At 73.6% G+C, this 17242-nt stretch carries 18 protein-coding genes and 1 pseudogene; 8 read left to right on the plus strand and 11 right to left on the minus strand.

Annotation, left to right across the window (positions count from 1 at the left end; all coding sequences use genetic code 11):
- Positions 1-201: 201 nt before the first annotated feature.
- Positions 202-418, plus strand: a pseudogene (locus AAC134_RS11575) (transposase); the annotation flags it as partial.
- A gap of 55 nt (positions 419-473) precedes the next feature.
- Here AAC134_RS11575 and AAC134_RS11580 read toward each other — a convergent pair.
- Positions 474-842 carry a c-type cytochrome gene (locus AAC134_RS11580; RefSeq protein WP_339949250.1) on the minus strand — a complete coding sequence of 123 codons (369 nt, stop codon included), beginning with the start codon at positions 840-842 and terminating at the stop codon, positions 474-476.
- Positions 843-1124: 282 nt separating this feature from the next.
- Here AAC134_RS11580 and AAC134_RS11585 point away from each other — a divergent pair, with 282 nt between their 5' ends.
- The gene (locus tag AAC134_RS11585; RefSeq protein ID WP_339949251.1) at positions 1125-2837 is read left to right on the plus strand and encodes a thiamine pyrophosphate-dependent enzyme; all 1713 of its coding nucleotides are present in this window, start codon (positions 1125-1127) and stop codon (positions 2835-2837) included.
- Positions 2838-2887: 50 nt separating this feature from the next.
- Here the strand turns inward: AAC134_RS11585 and AAC134_RS11590 are convergent, their stop codons facing one another.
- From AAC134_RS11590 to AAC134_RS11600, 3 genes are read right to left on the minus strand one after another with little or no spacing between them, the layout of a single operon-like run.
- On the minus strand, positions 2888-4030 hold the full coding sequence (locus tag AAC134_RS11590) for an enolase C-terminal domain-like protein (protein WP_339949252.1): 1143 nt from the start codon (positions 4028-4030) through the stop codon (positions 2888-2890).
- 11 nt (positions 4031-4041) lie between these two features.
- Positions 4042-4350 carry a putative quinol monooxygenase gene (locus AAC134_RS11595; RefSeq protein ID WP_339949253.1) on the minus strand — a complete coding sequence of 103 codons (309 nt, stop codon included), beginning with the start codon at positions 4348-4350 and terminating at the stop codon, positions 4042-4044.
- Positions 4347-5543 (minus strand): L-dopachrome tautomerase-related protein, encoded by a 1197-nt coding sequence (locus AAC134_RS11600; protein ID WP_339949254.1) that lies wholly within the window; start codon positions 5541-5543, stop codon positions 4347-4349. The genes AAC134_RS11595 and AAC134_RS11600 overlap by 4 nt, the downstream gene beginning before the upstream one ends.
- Positions 5544-5805: 262 nt before the next feature.
- On the opposite strand from AAC134_RS11600, the gene AAC134_RS11605 reads away from it, so the two are divergent.
- The 5 genes from AAC134_RS11605 to AAC134_RS11625 are packed head-to-tail and all read left to right on the plus strand — an operon-like array spanning position 5806 to position 8993.
- Positions 5806-6123 carry an SH3-like domain-containing protein gene (locus tag AAC134_RS11605; protein ID WP_339949255.1) on the plus strand — a complete coding sequence of 106 codons (318 nt, stop codon included), beginning with the start codon at positions 5806-5808 and terminating at the stop codon, positions 6121-6123.
- A complete protein-coding gene (nthA, locus tag AAC134_RS11610; protein WP_339949256.1) occupies positions 6123-6770 on the plus strand; it encodes a nitrile hydratase subunit alpha in 648 nt (215 codons plus the stop codon). Before AAC134_RS11605 ends, nthA begins: the two co-directional genes overlap by 1 nt.
- Positions 6770-7153: a hypothetical protein gene (locus AAC134_RS11615; RefSeq protein ID WP_339949257.1), complete on the plus strand. Its 384-nt coding sequence runs from the start codon at positions 6770-6772 to the stop codon at positions 7151-7153. Before nthA ends, AAC134_RS11615 begins: the two co-directional genes overlap by 1 nt.
- Before the next feature lie 14 nt (positions 7154-7167).
- Positions 7168-7965, plus strand: a complete 798-nt coding sequence (locus AAC134_RS11620; RefSeq protein WP_339949287.1) for an aquaporin — start codon at positions 7168-7170, stop codon at positions 7963-7965.
- Positions 7962-8993 (plus strand): hypothetical protein, encoded by a 1032-nt coding sequence (locus AAC134_RS11625; RefSeq protein ID WP_339949258.1) that lies wholly within the window; start codon positions 7962-7964, stop codon positions 8991-8993. Before AAC134_RS11620 ends, AAC134_RS11625 begins: the two co-directional genes overlap by 4 nt.
- 71 nt (positions 8994-9064) lie before the next feature.
- Here the strand turns inward: AAC134_RS11625 and AAC134_RS11630 are convergent, their stop codons facing one another.
- From AAC134_RS11630 to AAC134_RS11645, 4 genes are all read right to left on the minus strand, one after another.
- Positions 9065-10075 (minus strand): zinc-binding alcohol dehydrogenase family protein, encoded by a 1011-nt coding sequence (locus tag AAC134_RS11630; protein WP_339949259.1) that lies wholly within the window; start codon positions 10073-10075, stop codon positions 9065-9067.
- A gap of 19 nt (positions 10076-10094) precedes the next feature.
- Positions 10095-10832, minus strand: a complete 738-nt coding sequence (locus AAC134_RS11635) for a glycine betaine ABC transporter substrate-binding protein (RefSeq protein WP_339949260.1) — start codon at positions 10830-10832, stop codon at positions 10095-10097.
- Positions 10829-11362 (minus strand): ester cyclase, encoded by a 534-nt coding sequence (locus AAC134_RS11640; RefSeq protein WP_339949261.1) that lies wholly within the window; start codon positions 11360-11362, stop codon positions 10829-10831. Before AAC134_RS11640 ends, AAC134_RS11635 begins: the two co-directional genes overlap by 4 nt.
- Before the next feature lie 150 nt (positions 11363-11512).
- Positions 11513-12817: an L-dopachrome tautomerase-related protein gene (locus AAC134_RS11645; protein ID WP_339949262.1), complete on the minus strand. Its 1305-nt coding sequence runs from the start codon at positions 12815-12817 to the stop codon at positions 11513-11515.
- 287 nt (positions 12818-13104) lie between these two features.
- Between AAC134_RS11645 and AAC134_RS11650 the strand changes: the two genes are divergently transcribed.
- Positions 13105-14070, plus strand: coding sequence for an alpha/beta hydrolase (locus AAC134_RS11650; protein ID WP_339949263.1), 966 nt, complete (start codon positions 13105-13107; stop codon positions 14068-14070).
- A 98-nt stretch (positions 14071-14168) separates the two neighbouring features.
- Here the strand turns inward: AAC134_RS11650 and AAC134_RS11655 are convergent, their stop codons facing one another.
- From AAC134_RS11655 to AAC134_RS11665, 3 genes are all read right to left on the minus strand, one after another.
- Positions 14169-15053, minus strand: a complete 885-nt coding sequence (locus AAC134_RS11655) for a LysR family transcriptional regulator (protein WP_339949264.1) — start codon at positions 15051-15053, stop codon at positions 14169-14171.
- A 70-nt stretch (positions 15054-15123) separates the two neighbouring features.
- Positions 15124-16353, minus strand: a complete 1230-nt coding sequence (locus tag AAC134_RS11660) for a bifunctional alpha/beta hydrolase/OsmC family protein (protein ID WP_339949265.1) — start codon at positions 16351-16353, stop codon at positions 15124-15126.
- A 159-nt stretch (positions 16354-16512) separates the two neighbouring features.
- A complete protein-coding gene (locus AAC134_RS11665; RefSeq protein ID WP_339949266.1) occupies positions 16513-17238 on the minus strand; it encodes a cysteine hydrolase in 726 nt (241 codons plus the stop codon).
- Positions 17239-17242 lie beyond the last annotated feature (4 nt).

Genomic DNA, 17242 nt, shown 5'->3' on the forward strand with positions numbered 1-17242 from the left:
CTATCGCATCGCGCTTCGGGCCGCCCTCCGGTTTACGTGTCAAAGCCAACTGGAGAGCATCGCCGTGTTGGGTCCGCGGAGGTAGCGGAATTTCCCGCGGCGCCGGCGGTGGAGAGCGGGGTGGCGATCGAGCTGTACGGTCAGGGTGGAGTTTGCCGACTTCAACCCGTCGCCGAAGGGACCGCGACGACCAAGCCCGGCATGAGCGTGGCCGAGCTGCTTGAGAAGCACCACGACGGCGACTTCCTCCGCGCGATCGCCGAGGCGGTCTGGCAGCTCATCATGGAGACAGACGTCGAGGGGGTGGCTCGGCGCGGGCCGGCACAAGCGGGCGGAGGGCCGCAGGACCTGGCGCAATGGCTACCGCGACCGCGCCCTCGACACCCGGCCCGGCACATTGAAGGGCGCCCGCATGAAGCATTCCAACGGAAACCGTGGGACAAACGGTCCGCACCGGGCGACGGTCGGCGTCGTCACCTTCTCAGCGTCGCGAGGTAGGCGACCAGATCGGCCCGGTCCTCGGGCTTCGCGATGCGCAGGGTCATTCGCGTCCCGGGCGCGTAGCCGCGCGGGTCGGCGAGGAACGCCTCCAGCCGGTCAGGGGACCAGTCGCCGCCCAGCTGCGCAAGCGCTTTCGAGTAGCGGAACCCGGCGGCGGTGCCGACAGGACGGCCGACGATCCCGCCCAGACCCGGCCCGACGCGCGGCGTGGCGTCGGTCGCGTGGCAAGCCGCACAACGCTTGAACTCGGCCTGGCCGCGAGAGGCGTCGCCGTCGGCGAGCGCGGGCAAGTTCGTGGCCGCGGCGAGCGCGAGCGCGAGCGCAGGTGCGCGCAGGATCATGGTCGTCTCCTTCGTCGGGGTCGGGCGGGGGCGCCCGTCGGATCGGGGCTGCGGCCGGCGATGGCCGCGACCGGTCAAAGGGTCGGATCCCGCCGGCCGCTGCGCCAGACATACCGAAGGAGGTGAGCGATCCGCCCAGGGGATGGGAGGCCCGACCGCGGCCGCTTCGCAGCCGTGCGGCGGTCCGCACATACCCCGGCAGGGGGCGGGCCCTTCCTCCGTGCATAGGGTGGTCGGGGCGTGCGGCTCCTATCCTTGCGCTTGTCCCCAAGGAGACGTCTCATGACCGAAACCACCGCCGACGTGATCGTCGACACCCTCGCGCGGGCCGGAGTGCGCCGCTGCTACGGGGTTCCCGGCGACACGCTCAACCACGTCACCGACGCAATCCGCCGAAGCGGCATCCGATGGGTGCATGTCCGCCACGAAGAGGCCGGCGGCTTCGCCGCCGGGGCCGAGGCGATGCTCACCGGCGAACTGGCCGCCTGCGCCGGCTCCTGCGGGCCGGGCAGCCTGCACTTCGTCAACGGCATCTTCGAGAGCCACCGCAACCGGGCCCCCGTCGTGCTGATCGCCAGCCAGATCGTGCGCGACGAGATCGGCTTCGACTTCCCGCAGGAGGTCGACTTCCGCGCCATCTACGCGTCCTGCAGCGTCTTCTGCGAGGAGATCCGCACGCCGGCTCAGGCTCGCCGGATGACGGCCATGGCGGCGCAGGCCGCGCTCGCGCGCCGGGGCGTCGCCGTCCTGATCGTGCCGGCCGACGTGGCCCGCGCCCCGGCGGCGAAGTCGCCGGCGTTCGAAGTGCATCGCGCCCGGCCGCGCGTCCTCCCGTCGGAACCGGAACTGACGGCGCTGGCCGAACGGCTGAACGCCGGGCGCCGGATCGCCATCTACGGCGGCTCGGGCTGCGAGGGTGCGCGCGAAGCGGTGACGGCCCTGGCCGAGCGGCTGGGCGCGCCGGTCGCCCACACCTCCCGCGCGAAGGACTTCCTCGAGCCGGGGAACTCGTTCGACGTGGGCATGACCGGCGTCTTCGGTTCCGAGGCGGGCGCCCATGCGCTGGGCGCATGCGACACGCTCCTCTTGCTGGGGTGCGACTTCGCCTGGCGGCAGTTCTACCCCTCGAAGGCGACCATCCTGCAGGTGGATCTCGACGCGACGCATCTCGGCCGCCGCCACCCGGTGGACCTCGGCGTGGTGGGGGACGTTCGCGAGACTCTGGAAGCGCTGACGCCGCGGATCGCGCCGCGCGCCGAGCGCGCGTTCCTCGACGAATGCCTCGCTCACAGGACCCGCGCCCGCAAGGCGCAGGAGCGGCACGCGGTCGCCGACGACTCGCGACCCATTCACCCGCAATACCTCGCGCTCACCGTGGCCCGGCATGCGGCGCGGGACGCGGTGTTCACGGCCGACGGCGGTTCGCCGATGGTCTGGTGCCTGCGGCATGTGCCGGCGACCGGGCGCAACCGGACGATCGTGTCGCTGACCCATGGCACGATGGCCAACGCCATGCCCCAGGCGCTGGGCGCGCAGGCAGCATTCCCGGATCGGCAGGTGATCTCGATGTCCGGCGACGGGGGCCTCGCAATGCTGTTCGGAGACCTGATGACGACCGTGCAGGAGCGGCTGCCGATCAAGATCTGCGTCTTCGACAACGCCTCCCTCGGCTTCGTCGAGCTGGAGCAGAAGGTCGAGGGGCTGCTCGACGCCTACACCGATCTGATGAATCCCGATTTCGCGCAGGTGGCGCAGGCGATGGGCCTGTGGGGCCGGCGGGTGGAGCGCGCCAGCGACCTGGACATGGCGGTCCACGACTGGCTGGCGGCCGAGGGGCCGGCGCTGCTCGACGTGGTGACCGACCGATACGAACTGGTCATGCCGCCGAAGGTCGAGGCCTCGCAGATCTACGGCGCGGCGCTCTATTCCGCCCGGGCCGTCCTGGCGGGACGCGGGCGCGAGGCGGCGGCGCTGATCCGCGGGGCGTTGAGCTGAGATCGGCGTCGGCCCGGCCGACAGAGCCGGGTCGACGCCTTGCAGTGGCGTCAGATCGCGTAGCGACGGACCGCGGCCTCGTCCCACCGCACGTCCATGCCCGGCAGACCGCTCGCCACGATCCGACCCTGAGACGGGACCGGCGGATCGAGCAGGATCGGCGAGGCCCAATCGACCCATTCCAACCAGTGCGCGCTCGGCGTGACCCTGAGCAGATGAGCGGCGATCTCCGGGTAGAGATGGTTCGAGAACTGCACCCCCGCCGCCCCGGCCACGGCGGCGGCGCGCAGCCAGCCGGTCACGCCGCCGATCCGCATCAGGTCGCCCATCGCATAGTGCAGCGCCCGCGCCTCTACGAAGCGCATCAGGTCGCGGGCGCCGTAGAGGTTCTCGCCCAGCTGCAGCGGCGTGCGCAGACGGGCGGCCAGTTCGGCGTAGCCGCGAAGGTCGTCGTAGGCGAGCGGCTCTTCGAACCAGTAGAGCCCCTGCTCGTCGAGCTCATGGCAGCGCCGCAGCGCGTCGCCGCCGCCGAGGCCCTGGTTGAAGTCGACCATCAGGTCGAGGTCCCGCCCCACGCCTTCGCGCACCGCGGCTATGGCGGCAAGATCGTCGGCCAGCCGCTCCGCCCCCAGACGCAGCTTCAGAGCGGAGAAGCCGCCCTCATCGGCGAGCTCTCGCGCCTCGCGACCCAGGGAGCCGATCTCGTGACGCCAGAGCCCGTTGGAATTGTAGGCGCGGACCGGCCCGAGGGTCCCCCCGAGCAGCTCCACCAGCGGCAGGCCGGCCGCCTTGGCGCGGGCGTCCCAGAGGGCCATGTCGATCGCCGCGGCGGCGATGGTCGTCAGCCCCGCGACGCCGACGACGTTCAGCGCGCGCATCAGGCCGGCCTCGACGTCGAAGGGCGCGGCGGGGCGGCCGACCAGGACCTCCGCGAGGTCCGAGAGCTCCGCCAGCACGGCAGGGACCGAGGCGGCGCGATAGGGGGCGACATAGGCGCTGCCCACGACCCCGCCCGCCAATTCGACGTCGACCAGGACCAGCGGCCAGCGGTCGAAGCGCCCGATGGCGGCGATCACCGGGCGTCGAAGGGGAACCAGCACGGCGCGGGCGCGCAAGCTCCGGATGGCGCCGGGGGGCGTCCGGATCGCGTGAGCGCGCGTCTGCGGCCATTCGACGGGCGAGGCGTCGGACATCCGTCCCTCCCTCAGGCGAAGCGGCGCAGGGGCTCGAGCGCCATGGGCTCGGCCAGGAGATCGTCGAACCGCGCCGCCAGCTCGGCGAGCGCCGGGCCGGCCGCGTGGACATCGAGCGCCGCCTGATCGCGCCAGGCCTCGTACATCACCACGGTTGCCGGCGCCGCGTCGGAGACGTGGGCGTGATACGCGATGCACCCATCCTCAACGAGGACGCGGGGCACGAGATCGGCGATGGCGTCGCGCAGCGCCTGCTCGCGCCCGGGGCGGGCGGTCAGGCGGGCGAGGAGGCGGACTTCTTCGGTACGGTCGGGGGTCATCGGGGGCTCCTTTCGGTCAGGGGGAGATCAGTCAGGGGGAGAGAACGCGACAGCGTGGCGCCGGCGGGCGGCAGAGGCGCGGACCACAGGGTCACGGGAAGGTGCAGCCGCGCCCCGCCGGCATGGAACAGGGCGGCGCGGTCGATCTGGGCCGCGGGCATCCAGAGACGCCCGAGGACGTCGAGGTTCATGGCGTCGACCCAGTGCAAGCGCGGGTCCGCGAACAGGGTCTCGACGCGGCCGTCGGGCCCAAGCGCCCGGATCGCGTCGGCCGCAAGGTCCGAGAACACCAGACGGCCGTCCGGCGCCATCGCCGTGCCGCCGGTGGGCGGCAGGTCGGCGAAGGGCTCGACCGCGGCCGCCAGCGCCTCGGCCGGCAAGGCGGGGTCGTCGAGGGCGGCCAGCGGAACCCGCGACCAGGGCCCGGCCAACGGACCGTAGAGCAGCCACCGGCCGTCCGGCGACAGCTCCAGCGGGTCGGCATGGACCTTCAGCGGTCGTCCGTCGGGCCCGCGCAGGATCTCGCCGTCGACCACGATCGGCCGGTCGTCGCGCGCGACAGTTGAGGGATGTCCCTCGAGCGCGCGGCGGGCCGTCCCCCGGTCGAGGTCGACGACGATCAGCCCCGGCCGCCCCGCGTCCGTGAGATAGGCGCGCCGGCCCTGGAACCGCACGTCGTCGATGTATGACCCGGGCAGCGCCGCATCGGGCCCGAAGCGGATCACCCGCAGCACCCGGCCCGAGGCAGGATCCATCCGCACCAGCTTGGCGCCTCCGGGCAGCGGATCTCCGCCGAACCCCGGCGCGCCGGTATCCACGGCCCAGAGCGCGCCCTCGGCGTCGAGCCGCAGGGCGTTGAGGTTCACGAAGCGGTCGGCGGCGTCCAGTCCGGGCGCCCAGGCGTTCCAGTGCGCGTCGGGAAACGGCCTCGCCGAGCCGTCCACGGCGCGCGACAGCTGCGGCCCGCTCCCGGACGCCCAGCGGGGGCCGGAGACGAAGACGTCATGCGCCGCGGGAACCACGGCGTTCCAGACGAGGGTCCGCGAAGTCGCCTCCGCCCTCAGGGGCGCCTGCGCCGGCGGCGGCTCCGGCGCCGCAGCGAAGAGGCGGGTCGCCGCGAGAGCGACCACGAACGAGCAGGCCAGACCGAGGGCGGCGGCCTCGAGAAACGGCGCGGGGACATGGACCGACATCGATGCGGCTCCTCCGGGGCTGCGGGCTCGACGGACGGCGCGGAGAGGGGCGCCGGGCTTGCCGGAGAAAGGCGCCCGGGCGCGCCGCGGCCAGACATACGACGGTCGGGGGCGCCGCAGCCGGCGCGCGTCCGGCGTGTCGCGCAAGGCTCCGGCGAGGGCGGCCCGAACTGCGGTATGGGGCGCGGAGACCGACGTTCAGGCGCCCTGCGGGGGCGCGCTCGCGCAGGCTGGGGGCCTGTCCGGAAAGGAGATCGCCCCCATGTCCTCCCCGCTTCCCGCCCTCCATGAGCAGCCGCCCTTCGCCGTCGGCGACCGGGTGCGCATCGCGACCCGCGCGCCCATCGGCCACTACCGCGTGCCAATCTATGTCCGCGGCCGCGAGGCCAGGGTCACCCGGATCATCGAGCCGGCGCTTATCGACAACGAGGAGGAAGGCTACGGCCGCAACGCCGGCGGCCTGCGCGGGCGCTACTACCGCGTCGCCATCCCGCTCGCCCGCCTCTGGAACGGCTATCCCGCCGCGAAGGGCGACGAACTGCAGATCGAGATCTTCGAAACCTGGCTGGAGCGCGCCTGATGCCCCACGATCATGACCACCCGCACGATCACGACGACCACGCCCCGATCGTCGAGGACGCGACGCCCGGATACTACGAGGTGATGGAGACCGCGCTGCGCGAACTCCTGATCGCCAAGGGCCTGATCACCGCGGCCGAGATCCGACGGCAGATCGAGGTGCTCGACAGCCGCACGCCCGCGCTCGGCGCGAAGGTGGTGGCGCGGGCCTGGACCGATCCCGACTACCGCGCCCGCCTGCTGGCCGACGGGCGTGCCGCGGTCGAGGAGCTGGGCATCTCCGTCTACGACGACACCCAGCTGATCGTGCTCGAGAACACCGAGACCATGCACAACCTGATCGTCTGCACGCTCTGCTCGTGCTACCCGCGTCCGGTGCTGGGGCTGCCGCCCGACTGGTACAAGCTGAAGCCCTACCGCGCGCGCGCCGTCTCCGAACCCCGCAAGGTGCTGGAGGAATTCGGCACGGTGCTGCCCGAGGGCATGGAGATCCGGGTCAGCGACTCGACCTCGCTGGTCCGCTACCTGGTGCTGCCCCGCCGGCCGGAGGGAACCGCCGGCTGGTCCGAAGAGGCGCTGGCCGCCCTCGTCACCCGCGACGCCATGATCGGCGTCGTGCCGGTCACGCTGTCGCAGGAGGCCGCGTGATGGCCGCGTTCGTTCCCGATCGCGTCTCCCGCCTTCCCAACGATATCGGCGGGGCCGAAGCCGGCCCGATCGTGCAGGTCGAGCATACCCTGCTGCCCTGGGAGAAACGCTGCCACGCGCTGGCAGACGTCCTCGACTTCCGCAAGATCGTGAACACGGAGGAGAAGCGGAAGGGCGTCGAGGCGCTGGGCGAGACCCTGATCGGCCAGCTTCCCTATTACGAGCGGTGGACCGTGGCCTTCGCCAACATCCTGTTCGCCAAGGGCCTGCTGACCCCCTCCGAACTTGCCCGCAAGATGCAGGAGGTCGAGGCGCGGTTCCCACCTGTCGAAGCGAGCGTGGCCCCAGACGCCGAGGGTCGCGCGTCCGGGGCGAAACGATGACGCCCCGGCCCGGCATGGCGGCCGCGTCCTTCGCCAGGAGAGGCGCGTCGCGCCGCCCCTGGCCCGGGGGCGCGCGCACATGCTTCCACGAGGCGGACCCGGAGGCGCCCCTCGTGCGCCGCGCCGCAGCCGAGGGGCTGGGGACCGCGATGCTTGTCCTCGCCGCCGGGGGCGCAGGGCTGGCGGCGGAGCGGGCCTTCGGTCCGGGCGCGGACCTGATCCTGCCGATGCTGGCGCTGACGATCCCGGCGGCGCTCGCGGGGCTGATCGTGGCGTTCGGCGCGTTGTCCGGCGGACATTTCAACCCGCTGATCACCGGCCTGCAATGGCTGGCGGGCGACCGCTCGGGGCGCTGCCTGGCGGCCTATGCGGCCGCGCAGACGGCCGGGGCCGCGGCCGGAGGCGTCGCCGCGGCGCTCCTCTGGGGCGTCCGCGCCGGCGCCGGGGCCCTGGCACTGCCGTCCCCCGGCTGGCCGGAGGCGGCGAGCGAAGCGGCGGCGAGCGCCGGCCTGATGCTGGTGGTCTTCGGCTGCGCCCGGAGCCTGAAGCCCGAGACCGGCCCCTTCGCCGTGGCCGCCTGGCTGACGGCAGCGATCCTCGCCTTGCCCTCCATGTCCTGCGCCAACCCGGCGGTGGCGCTCGGCGTCGTGCTGACGGCCGGGCCCGCGGCGCTTCCGGCCTCGGCCCTGGCCTGGTTCTGGCCGGCGCAGGTCGGCGGCGCGCTGGCCGCGTTCGCGTGCATCCAGCTGCTTTTCCCGCGCCGAGGCGGCGCGGGGAGGGCCCTCCTCCTGCAACCGGGCGATCCGTCATGACCCCCACCGCTTCCCGCCCCAGCCCTGACCGCGCGTTCCGCGCCCGGGCCGCCTCCGCACTCGCCGTGGCCGGGCTGATGAACCTCGGCGCCTGGGGTTGGGCGCTGCTGGCCTTCGACGGCCGCGCCGACCTGCTGGCGACCGCCGGGCTGGTCTATGCGCTGGGCCTGCGCCATGCGGTCGACGCGGACCATATCGCGGCGATCGACAATGTCGCGCGCCGCCTGGCGCAGGGCGAGCGGCCGTCGGCCTCGGTCGGGCTCTGGTTCGCGCTGGGCCATTCGGGACTGGTGGTCGCGGCGACGCTGGTCGTCATCCTCGCGGCCGGCCGGCTGTCGGCGCTTCCGGGCGCGCGCGAGCTCGGCGGGATCGTGGCGACCTGCGTCTCCGGGGGGTTCCTGCTGGCGGTGGCGGCGATGAACCTGCAGATCCTGCGCGGCGCCTTGGGCGACCTGCGCCGCCTGCGCGCGGGGGAGGCGCCCTGCGGGCCGGAGGCCGCCGCGAGGGGGCCGCTGTCGCGGCTGTTCGGCCCGCTGTTCGAGCGGATCGGGCGGCCCTGGCACATGGCGCCGCTGGGCGTCCTGTTCGGGCTGGGCTTCGACACCGCGACCGAGGTGGCGCTGTTCGGCCTGGCCGCGGCGCAGGCGGGCTCGGGCCTGGGTCTCGGCGCGGCGCTGGCGTTCCCGGCGCTGTTCGCGGCCGGCATGTCGCTGGTCGACACGGCCGACGGCGCGCTGATGACCGGCGCCTATCGCTGGGCGCTGGACGATCCGGGGCGCAAGCTGCGTTGCAACCTGGCCCTGACGCTGATGTCGATCGCGGCGGCGGTGCTGGTCGGCGCCGTGCAGGTCGCGGCGCTGGCCGCCGAAACCTTCGGCCTTCGCGGCGTCCTCATCCGCGCGGCCGAGGCGCTGGCATCGCGCTTCGACCTGCTGGGCCTCTCCATCGTCGTCGCCTTCGCCGCCGCCTGGGCGCTCGCGGCCGCGCTGGTCCCCGCGGGCGGGCGCGACGCACGGGCCGTCGCCTGATCGGCGAACCAGACGACGTTCGGCCGGCGCCTTGCGGCGCCGGCCGTTTCCGCGTCCGGCGGGGCCCGTGCTCAGGCGGGCCAGCCCTCGAGCACGGTCTTGCCGATCGCCCGGCCGCTTTCCTGCAGCGCGTGGGCGCGGCGGAGGTTGGCGGCGTCGATAGGAGCCAGGCGCTCGGTCCGGGTGGTCTCGATCAGGCCGGCGTCCACCAGGGCCGCAAGCTCGCTCAGCAGGCGGTGCTGCTCGATCATGTCGGCCGTGTTCCACATCGGGCGGGCGAACATGAACTCCCAGTGGATCGAGATCGACTTGCGCTTGAAGCCGTTGATGTCAAAGGCGTCGGGGTCGTCGATCAGCGCCAGCTTGCCCTGCGCGCGGATGATCTTCGGATAGGTCGAAAGCTGCGCGTCAGAACCGGTGAGGCTGGCGATGAAGTCCACCTCGGGGATGCCGATGCGGGCCAGCTCCTCGTCCAGCGGCTTGCGGTGGTCGACCACGTGGTGGGCGCCCATCCGCTCGACCCAGGCCACTGTCTCGGGGCGGGAGGCGGTGGCGATCACGGTCAGCCCGGTCAGCCGCCGCGCGAGCTGGATCAGGATCGAGCCGACGCCGCCCGCCCCGTTCACCACCAGCAGCGTCCCGCCCTGGGTCTTGCGTCCGACGCGCACGCCGAGGCGGTCGAACAGCAGCTCCCAGGCGGTGATCGCGGTCAGGGGCAGAGCGGCCGCGTCGGCCCAGCCGAGGCTGGCCGGCTTCTTCGCCGCGATCCGCTCGTCCACCAGGTGCCGTTCGGCGTTGGCGCCCGCGCGGGTGACGTCGCCGGCGTACCAGACCTCGTCGCCGGGGGCGAAGAGGGTCACCTCGGCCCCGATCGCCTCGACCACGCCGGCGGCGTCCCAGCCGAGGATCTTGTGGGTCCCCTCGGCCGGTGCGGCCGCTGCGCGGACCTTGGCGTCGACCGGGTTGACCGAGATGGCCTCGACCCGGACCAGGATGTCCCGGGGGCCCGGAGCGGGGACCGGGACATCGATGTCCTGCAGGATCTCGGGGCCGCCGGGGGCGGTGTAGCCGATGGCTTTCATGATGCGGTTCCTTTCGCAGTCACAGGGAGACGCCGCGCCGTCGCGCGTCGTCGAGCTCGCTGACCCGGGCGTTGCCGAGCCGGAGACGGGAGAGGGCGTCGAGCGTCGCCGCGCCCAGCCGGGCCTCGGCGTCGCGGCGCACCACCAGGGTCGCCTCGTCGGCGCCCCCCAGCAGGCCATGCGGCTCCTCCAGCGCGCGGATGCGGTGGCGAGCGTGCAGGTAATGGGGATGCCACAAGGGCACGACGATCCAGCGGCCTTCGGCCTGGGCCCGCTCGAACCGGTCGAAGCAGTCGGCCTCGGTCCCGGTCTCGAACCGGTAGCCGGCGGCGGCGAGACCGTAGCGCTCGACGATCGCCCGGCTGAAGCGGCTGATGCCGGCGCCGGGGTTGATGCCCTGGATCAGCCGTTCCATCCGGCTCAGCGCCGGTTCGCGCAGGAGGTCGGCGACCGAGGCGACCTCCGCCTCGGGCACGGCCTCGGTCACGCCCCAGATGCAGCAGGGGTCGTAGAGCACGCCGAGCCTGCGCAGCTGGTCGGCGATGGGGTCGAAATAGACCTGGTGGCTGGATGGCAGCCAGGCGGAGACCATCAGGTCCACCTCCCCCCGCCCCAGCCGCGCGAACATCTCTTCATGCGGGGCGGCGGAGCGGGCGACGGCGTGGCCATGGGCCTCCAGCGCGCGCTCGACCTCGCGCGCGGCGGCGGCGTGGAAGCCGAGGTCGATGTGACCGACCCGGATCGGGGCGGTGGTCACTTCGCGCCCTCCGCGGGGACCACAAGGCCCATCTGGGTCAGCAGGGCGAGGTTGTCCTCGATGTGCCAGTTGTCGGCGATGCGGCCGTCCTCGACGCGCACCAGGTCGGTGGCGATGAACTCGATCGGCTGCCCCTGGCCCTGCACGCCATTGAAGGCGCCCGTGAAATGGCCGGAGAAGACCATGTGCACGGTCGCCCAGTCGCCGGCGATCACCATGCGGCGGATGGCGACGCCCAGGTCTGGCACGGCGGCGCGGAAGGCGGCCGAGGCCGTGGCCGGCCCCTCGGGGCCCTGGGGCCGGCCCGCGGGCAGGGTCCGGTCGGTGAAGTCCGGCGCAATGGCGGCGGAGAGCTCGGCCGGCGCGCCGGTGTTCCAGAAGGCGTAGAAATGGCGCGCGGCGGCTTCGGTCGCGGCCTCCCGCGCGGGATCTGCGCCGGAGCGGATCACCTGCTCGATGGTCTGCGCGGAGACCGGCGCGGCGGCAAGAGCCGTGAGCGCCAGCGCGGCGAAAGCGGTGCGGAGGGCCATGACTGTTCCTTCGGCGGGGTCTGGAGGCGGTCGGGACCGGCGAGACGCTCGCCGGTCCCGCCTATCTGGCGCGGACGGGATGGGCGGGGAATGCGCCGCGATCCGGAAGCAGTCTTCGGAAGTTCCGAACGATCCGCGGCGCGCCCAGCCTCAGTCCCGCAGCACCGGGCCGGCGTCGATCTTCATGCGCAGCACCCGGTAGGGCGGCTGGCGCAGGTCGCGCCCCTCGTGGAAGCCCGCCTGCCGGTCGAGCTGGTTGGCGGTGACGTAGAGCCAGCCGTCCGGGCCCACCGACAGCGTGTCGGGCCAGCGCATCCTCGGGTCGCGCGCCAGCAGGCGCCAGGCGCCGTCGGGGTCGCGCACATGGATCGCGTTACCCTCCAGGTCGCCGGCATAGACCCGGCCTCGGTCGTCCTCGGCCAGCCCGTCGGAGGGCGGCTTGGGCCCGAGGTCGCGGACCGCGGCGGCGAGCTCGACCTCGCCGACTCCGGGGTCACGCAGCAGTGCGGTCGGGGCGCTGTAGAGACGGCGGGAGGTCAGCGCGCACCAGTAGAGCGTCTTTCCGTCGGCCGACAGAGCGATGCCGTCTGAGGCGACCCGCCAGGGCTGCGGCGGGGCGCCGGCGGGGCGGACCTGCAGGGGCTCGCCGTCGAAGGCCATCGAGAAATCCGGCTCCGGCGCGGTTGAGGCATGGCCCGACAGCCGCCGGATCGCGGTCCCCGAGGCGATGTCGACCACGATGATCCCACCCGGCCCGGTCAGCGAGCTGTCGGTGATGTAGATCGTCCCCTCGGGCCCCGCCCCGAGGTCGATGCGCAGGTCGTTGACGTAGCTCGTCGGCAGCAGCGCCTCGGGCCCGAAGGGGATCGTCCGCACCGCCTCGCCGGAGGCGAGGTCGTAGGCGACCAGCTTCGCGGCCCCCTGGATCGGCGCCTGGAAGCCCGGCGCTCCGGTGTCCAGCGCCCAGAGCCGGCCGGCGGCGTCGGCAACCGCGCTCTGCACGCTCAGCAGCGCGGCCGAGGGCGCGGCGGGATCCCAGGCGTTGGCCTCGGCCGAGGGCCAGGCGCGGGGCCGGCCGTCCACCAGTTCTCCGAGCGTGAAGGGGGCGCCGTCGCCCCACTTCGGCCAGGTGAGGAACAGGCGCCCGTCGGGCGTGGCGGCGACGCCGGTGGGCATGGCGCCGTCGATCTCGGCGAACACCTCGACGGGCACGGGGCCGGGAGCCGTCGGACCGGCCTCGGTCGTCCAGGGCGGCAGCGCCAGCGTCACAGCGACGAAGGCGAGCCGCGCCGTCCGGCCGGAGCCGAGGGGCGGGCGCCCCGGCGCCGACGGTCGCGCCGGCGCCCCGCCGCCGGACCCGGCGAACGGCGGCGCCGGCGGCGGGGCGGCGCGCAGGAGGCGGGGGGAGACGGGCCGGGCCTCGCCGGCGGGCGTCGGATGGGGAACGGTATGCATGGAGCGGTCTCCTCGATCCGGGGGGATGGGGAAGCGTCCGCAGAGGCGTCGGGTCAGGCCAGCCATACCTCGGCACAGGTCGCCCCAAGCCGGCGGATATTCGTCAAGCGCATCAGGCGTTTGCAGCGGCCCCCCGGCCTGCGGCCTCTACCCGGGTATCGGTCGGCCAGACGGGCGGATGACGGCGCGTCGCGAAGATCCGGGGCACAACGGGGTCGCCGGGCCGCTGTCTGCGCGGCTCGCCCCCGCCTGCGCCGCGCACCGCGGCTTGTGGACAGGAGATCGCCTTGGACGCCCTTCCCTCCCTCCTCGTCAGCCGCCGCGCCGCGATGCTCGGCGGCGCGGGCCTCGCGCTGCTCGCCCGCTCGGGCGCGCTCGCGCAGGCCGCCGTTCCCACCCCCGACCTCAAGGACAGAGACATGAGCTTCATCGACGCCGCCGACGGAACCCCTATCTTCTACAAGGACTGGGGGCCGAAGACCGCGACCCCAATCGTCTTCCATCACGGCTGGCCCCTCACGGGCGACGAGTGGGACGCGCAGATGTTGCACTTCCTTGGCGAGGGCTTCCGCGTGATCGCCCATGACCGTCGCGGTCACGGCCGCTCCGGCTGGACCGAGGAGGGCAACGAGATGGACACCTACGCCGCCGACGTGGCGGCGCTGACCGACGCGCTGGACCTGAAGGGCGCCGTGCATGTCGGCCACTCCACCGGCGGCGGCGAAGCGGCGCGCTACGTGGCCCGCGCGAAACCCGGCCGGGTGGCGAAGCTGGTGTTGATCGGCGCGGTGCCGCCGGTGATGGTCAGATCGGCCGCCAACCCCGGCGGCACGCCAATCGAGGTCTTCGACGGCTTCCGCAAGGCGCTGGCGACGAACCGGCCGCAGTTCTACCTCGACGTCGCCTCCGGCCCCTTCTACGGCTTCAATCGCGAGGGGGCGGAGGTCAGCCAGGGCCTGATCCGCAACTGGTGGCGACAGGGGATGGAGGGCTCGGCCAAGGCCCACTACGACTGCATCAAGGCCTTCTCGGAAACCGACTTCACGCAGGACCTGAAGACCATCGAGGTCCCGACCCTGGTGATGCACGGCCGCGACGACCAGGTGGTGCCCTTCGACGACTCCGCCGCGCTTTCGGCCAAGCTGCTGAAGAATGGCGAGCTGAAGGCCTACGAGGGCTATCCCCACGGCATGGCGACGGTGCATGCCGAGGTGATCAACCGCGACCTGCTGGCCTTCGTCGCCGCTGGCTGATGATCGCGGGCCTGGGCTGGGGCAGGCGCGTCGGGCCGGCCCCCGCCCAGGCCCGGCCTCCGCCGCCGGCCCCGCCGCCCGGCGAATTGAAGTGCGCCCTATGCCTTGAAGCCCACGGCCAGCGCCTCGATCAGCAGGGCGACGCGCCGAATGCGGCCGCGGTCCTTCGGATATACGAGCTGCAGGCCGATCGCCGGCGTCTCGTATGCCCGCAGCAGGGGCACCAGGCGACCCGCGGCGAGATCGTCGGCCACGTCCCACCAGGCCTTGCGCGCCAGCCCTCGGCCAGCCACGCACCACGCCCGCACCAAGCCGCCGTCGTTCGCCTGAAGGCGGGGATGCACGACCACCTGCCGCTGCTTTCCCTCGATCACGAAGGGCCAGATGCTGTCGGTCAGTGCGCCGAAGCGCATCCCGAGGCAATCGTGGCGGGCCAGGTCCTCCGGCCGCTCCGGACGCCCGCGTCGGGCGAGGTAGGACGGCGCCGCGCAGACGATCCGTGCGCTGGGCGCGAGCCGGCGCACACGCAGCGCGCTGTCCGCCAGGTCCCCGTAGCGCACCGCCAGGTCGAAGCCTTGGGCCGCGAGGTCCACGTAGGCGTCGGAGAGGTGCAGGTCGATCACCACCCGCGGGTGCGCCTCCTGGAACGCCTCCAGGATCCGAGCGACCCGGTTGCGGCCAAGGTCCAGCGGCGCGCTGAGGCGGATCGGGCCGGAGACCTCCTGCGCGCCGTGGCGCAGGCGCGTCTCGATCTCCTCGGCCTCGGCGAGCAGGCGGGGCGCGGCCTCGGCCAGGATCCGCCCCTCCTCGGTGAGGCTCAAGGCGCGGGTGGTGCGCTGGATCAGGTTCGCCCCGTAATGGGCCTCGAGCGCCGAAAGCCGCTCGGACACCGTGGCGGGCGCGAGGCCCAGCGCGCGCCCCGCGGCGGCGAGACTGCCGAGTTCGCAGATGCGCAGGAACACGCGGAGCTGGTCGAGGAGCATCGTGCGGCGTCTCCGAAGAATGGCCCCGCCATCTCGCCCGCCCTTCGGCCTCCGTGCAAGGCGGCGGCGGTCAGACGCGAGTCGCCACCTGCGTCTCGACCGCCGCCCGGGCCTCGAGCGTGCGGTGGACGGGGCACTTGCCGGCGATCTCGACCAGGCGGTCGCGGACCTCTTGCGGGATGTCGGCGCCGACGTGGATCACCCGGGCGAAGCGGTCCACCTTGCCCTCCAGCCCGAGGTCGACGCAGGCGCCGCAATCGTCGGCGTGGACCTTATCGTGGGTGACGCTCACCTCCAGCGCCCCCAGCTCCCAGCCTTTGCGGGCGGCGTAGAGGCGCAGGGTCATCGCGGTGCAGGCCGCGAGCGCGATGGCGAGGAAGTCGTAGGGCGAGGGACCGGCGTCGGCGCCGCCCTGTGCCTCCGGCTCGTCGGCCAGCATCCGGTGCGCGCCCGAGGCGACCGCGAGCCGGAACGGGGCGGGGTCCAGCGCCCGCGCCGCGCCGCCGCCGGGGGGCGATTCTGGCCAGGGATCGGCCGCGGGCGGCGGCAGGTAGCGCCCGGCCCAGGCGGCGATGACGCCCGCGGCGAACTCGGCGTCTTCGGGATCGTCCAGCAGATGCGAGGCGCCGTCGAGGGAGACGAAGCTCTTGGGCTGCCGCGCGCCTTCGTAGAGGCGCCGCGCGTGGTCGACGTCGACCAGCGCGTCGGTCGGCGAATGCAGGATCATCAGCGGCCGGCGCAGCTCGCGCACCGCCTGCGCCAGGCGCTGTCTGCGGGCGTCCTCGACGAAGTCGCGGCGCAGGCGGAAGGGGCGGCCGGCGAGCGTGACCTGCGCCTCGCCCTCCCGCTCCACGGTCTCGAGGTCGGAGCCGAGCTGCCCCAGCACATGTGCCACGTCCGAGGGCGCGGCGATGGTCGCGACGGCCGCGACCTGGGAAAGGCGTCTCGCGGCCGCCAGCACGGCCGCGCCCCCCAGCGAATGGCCGACCAGAAGCGAGACCGGGCGACCGGCCCTCGCCATCGCCTCGGCCGCAGTGATCAGATCCGCGACGTTCGAAGAGAAGGAGGTGTTGGCGAAGTCGCCCCCCGAGCCGCCCAGCCCGGTGAAGTCGAAGCGCAGCACCCCCCAGCCCCGCCCCGCCAGCGCGGCCGCCACCCGGCGCGAGGCGTGCAGGTCCTTGGAGCAGGAGAAGCAGTGCGCGAAGAGCGCGAAGCCCAGCGGCGGCCCGTCCGGCAGATCCAGCCGCCCCGCCAGGGCGTCGCCGTCATGGCCGTGAAAGTCGAAACGCTCGCTGCGCATGGCGTGGTCTCCCTGTTCGTTCCGGTCCCCCCCGACGCCTGCCCGGCGTCGGGGGCGCGCACGCGGCGAGACGCGCCCCCGGCTCGACCCGGGAGCTCGCCTGCCCCAGGGCAGGCGGCTCCGAGGGGGGCCCGGCGCGCGCCTCCCGCGGCCGGGCGGTCAGGCGGCGCGCGCCGCCGCGTCGCCGGCCATGATCGCCGTAGCCTCATCGGTCGTCCACAGGGCATGGGCGAACCAGCGGAAGTTGAACAGCGCGGCGGCATAGCCGTCGCCCTCGGGCAGCTGCGCGCCGGCGGTGGCGTCGCGGACCACGGCGACCTCGAACCCATGCTCGACGAAGTCGCGCAGGTGGCTGTCGACGCAGAAATTCGCCGCCATGCCCGCCAGCACCACCTGGTCCACGCCCAGCTTGCGCAGCTGGAAGATCGTGTCGTTGGTCTGCGGCCCGGCGACCTTGTGCGGCGAGCAGACCACAGTGCGTCCGTCCTCGATCAGGTCGCGCAGTTCGGGCAGCCAGTCGGCGCCCGAGCCCTCGAAGCCCTCGACTGACAGCGGGTGGCGGCGTTCGAACATGCCCAGGTGGTGCATCAGCCGCTCGGCCGGCCCTGCGAAGCCATGGGCGTGGTCGTGGGGGTAGTAGTAGTGGGGCGAGATCACCACAGGGATCTCGGCCGACTTCGCCGCCTCCATCAGCCGGCGCAGGTTGGGGACGGTCCCGTGCTGCGTCGCGCTGGCGCCGAAGGCGCCCCAGGCGGCGCCCTGGGGCGAGAGGAAGTCGATCTGGGGATCGGTCAGCACCAGGGCGGCGCGGGCCGCGTCCAGCGCGAAGGGCGCCTTCGGCAGCGCCGGCTCGGCCGGGTCGGCATAGGCGGAGGGGATGGTCATGGCT

This window comes from uncultured Albimonas sp. (assembly GCF_963977235.1).
Lineage (GTDB): Bacteria > Pseudomonadota > Alphaproteobacteria > Rhodobacterales > Rhodobacteraceae > Albimonas.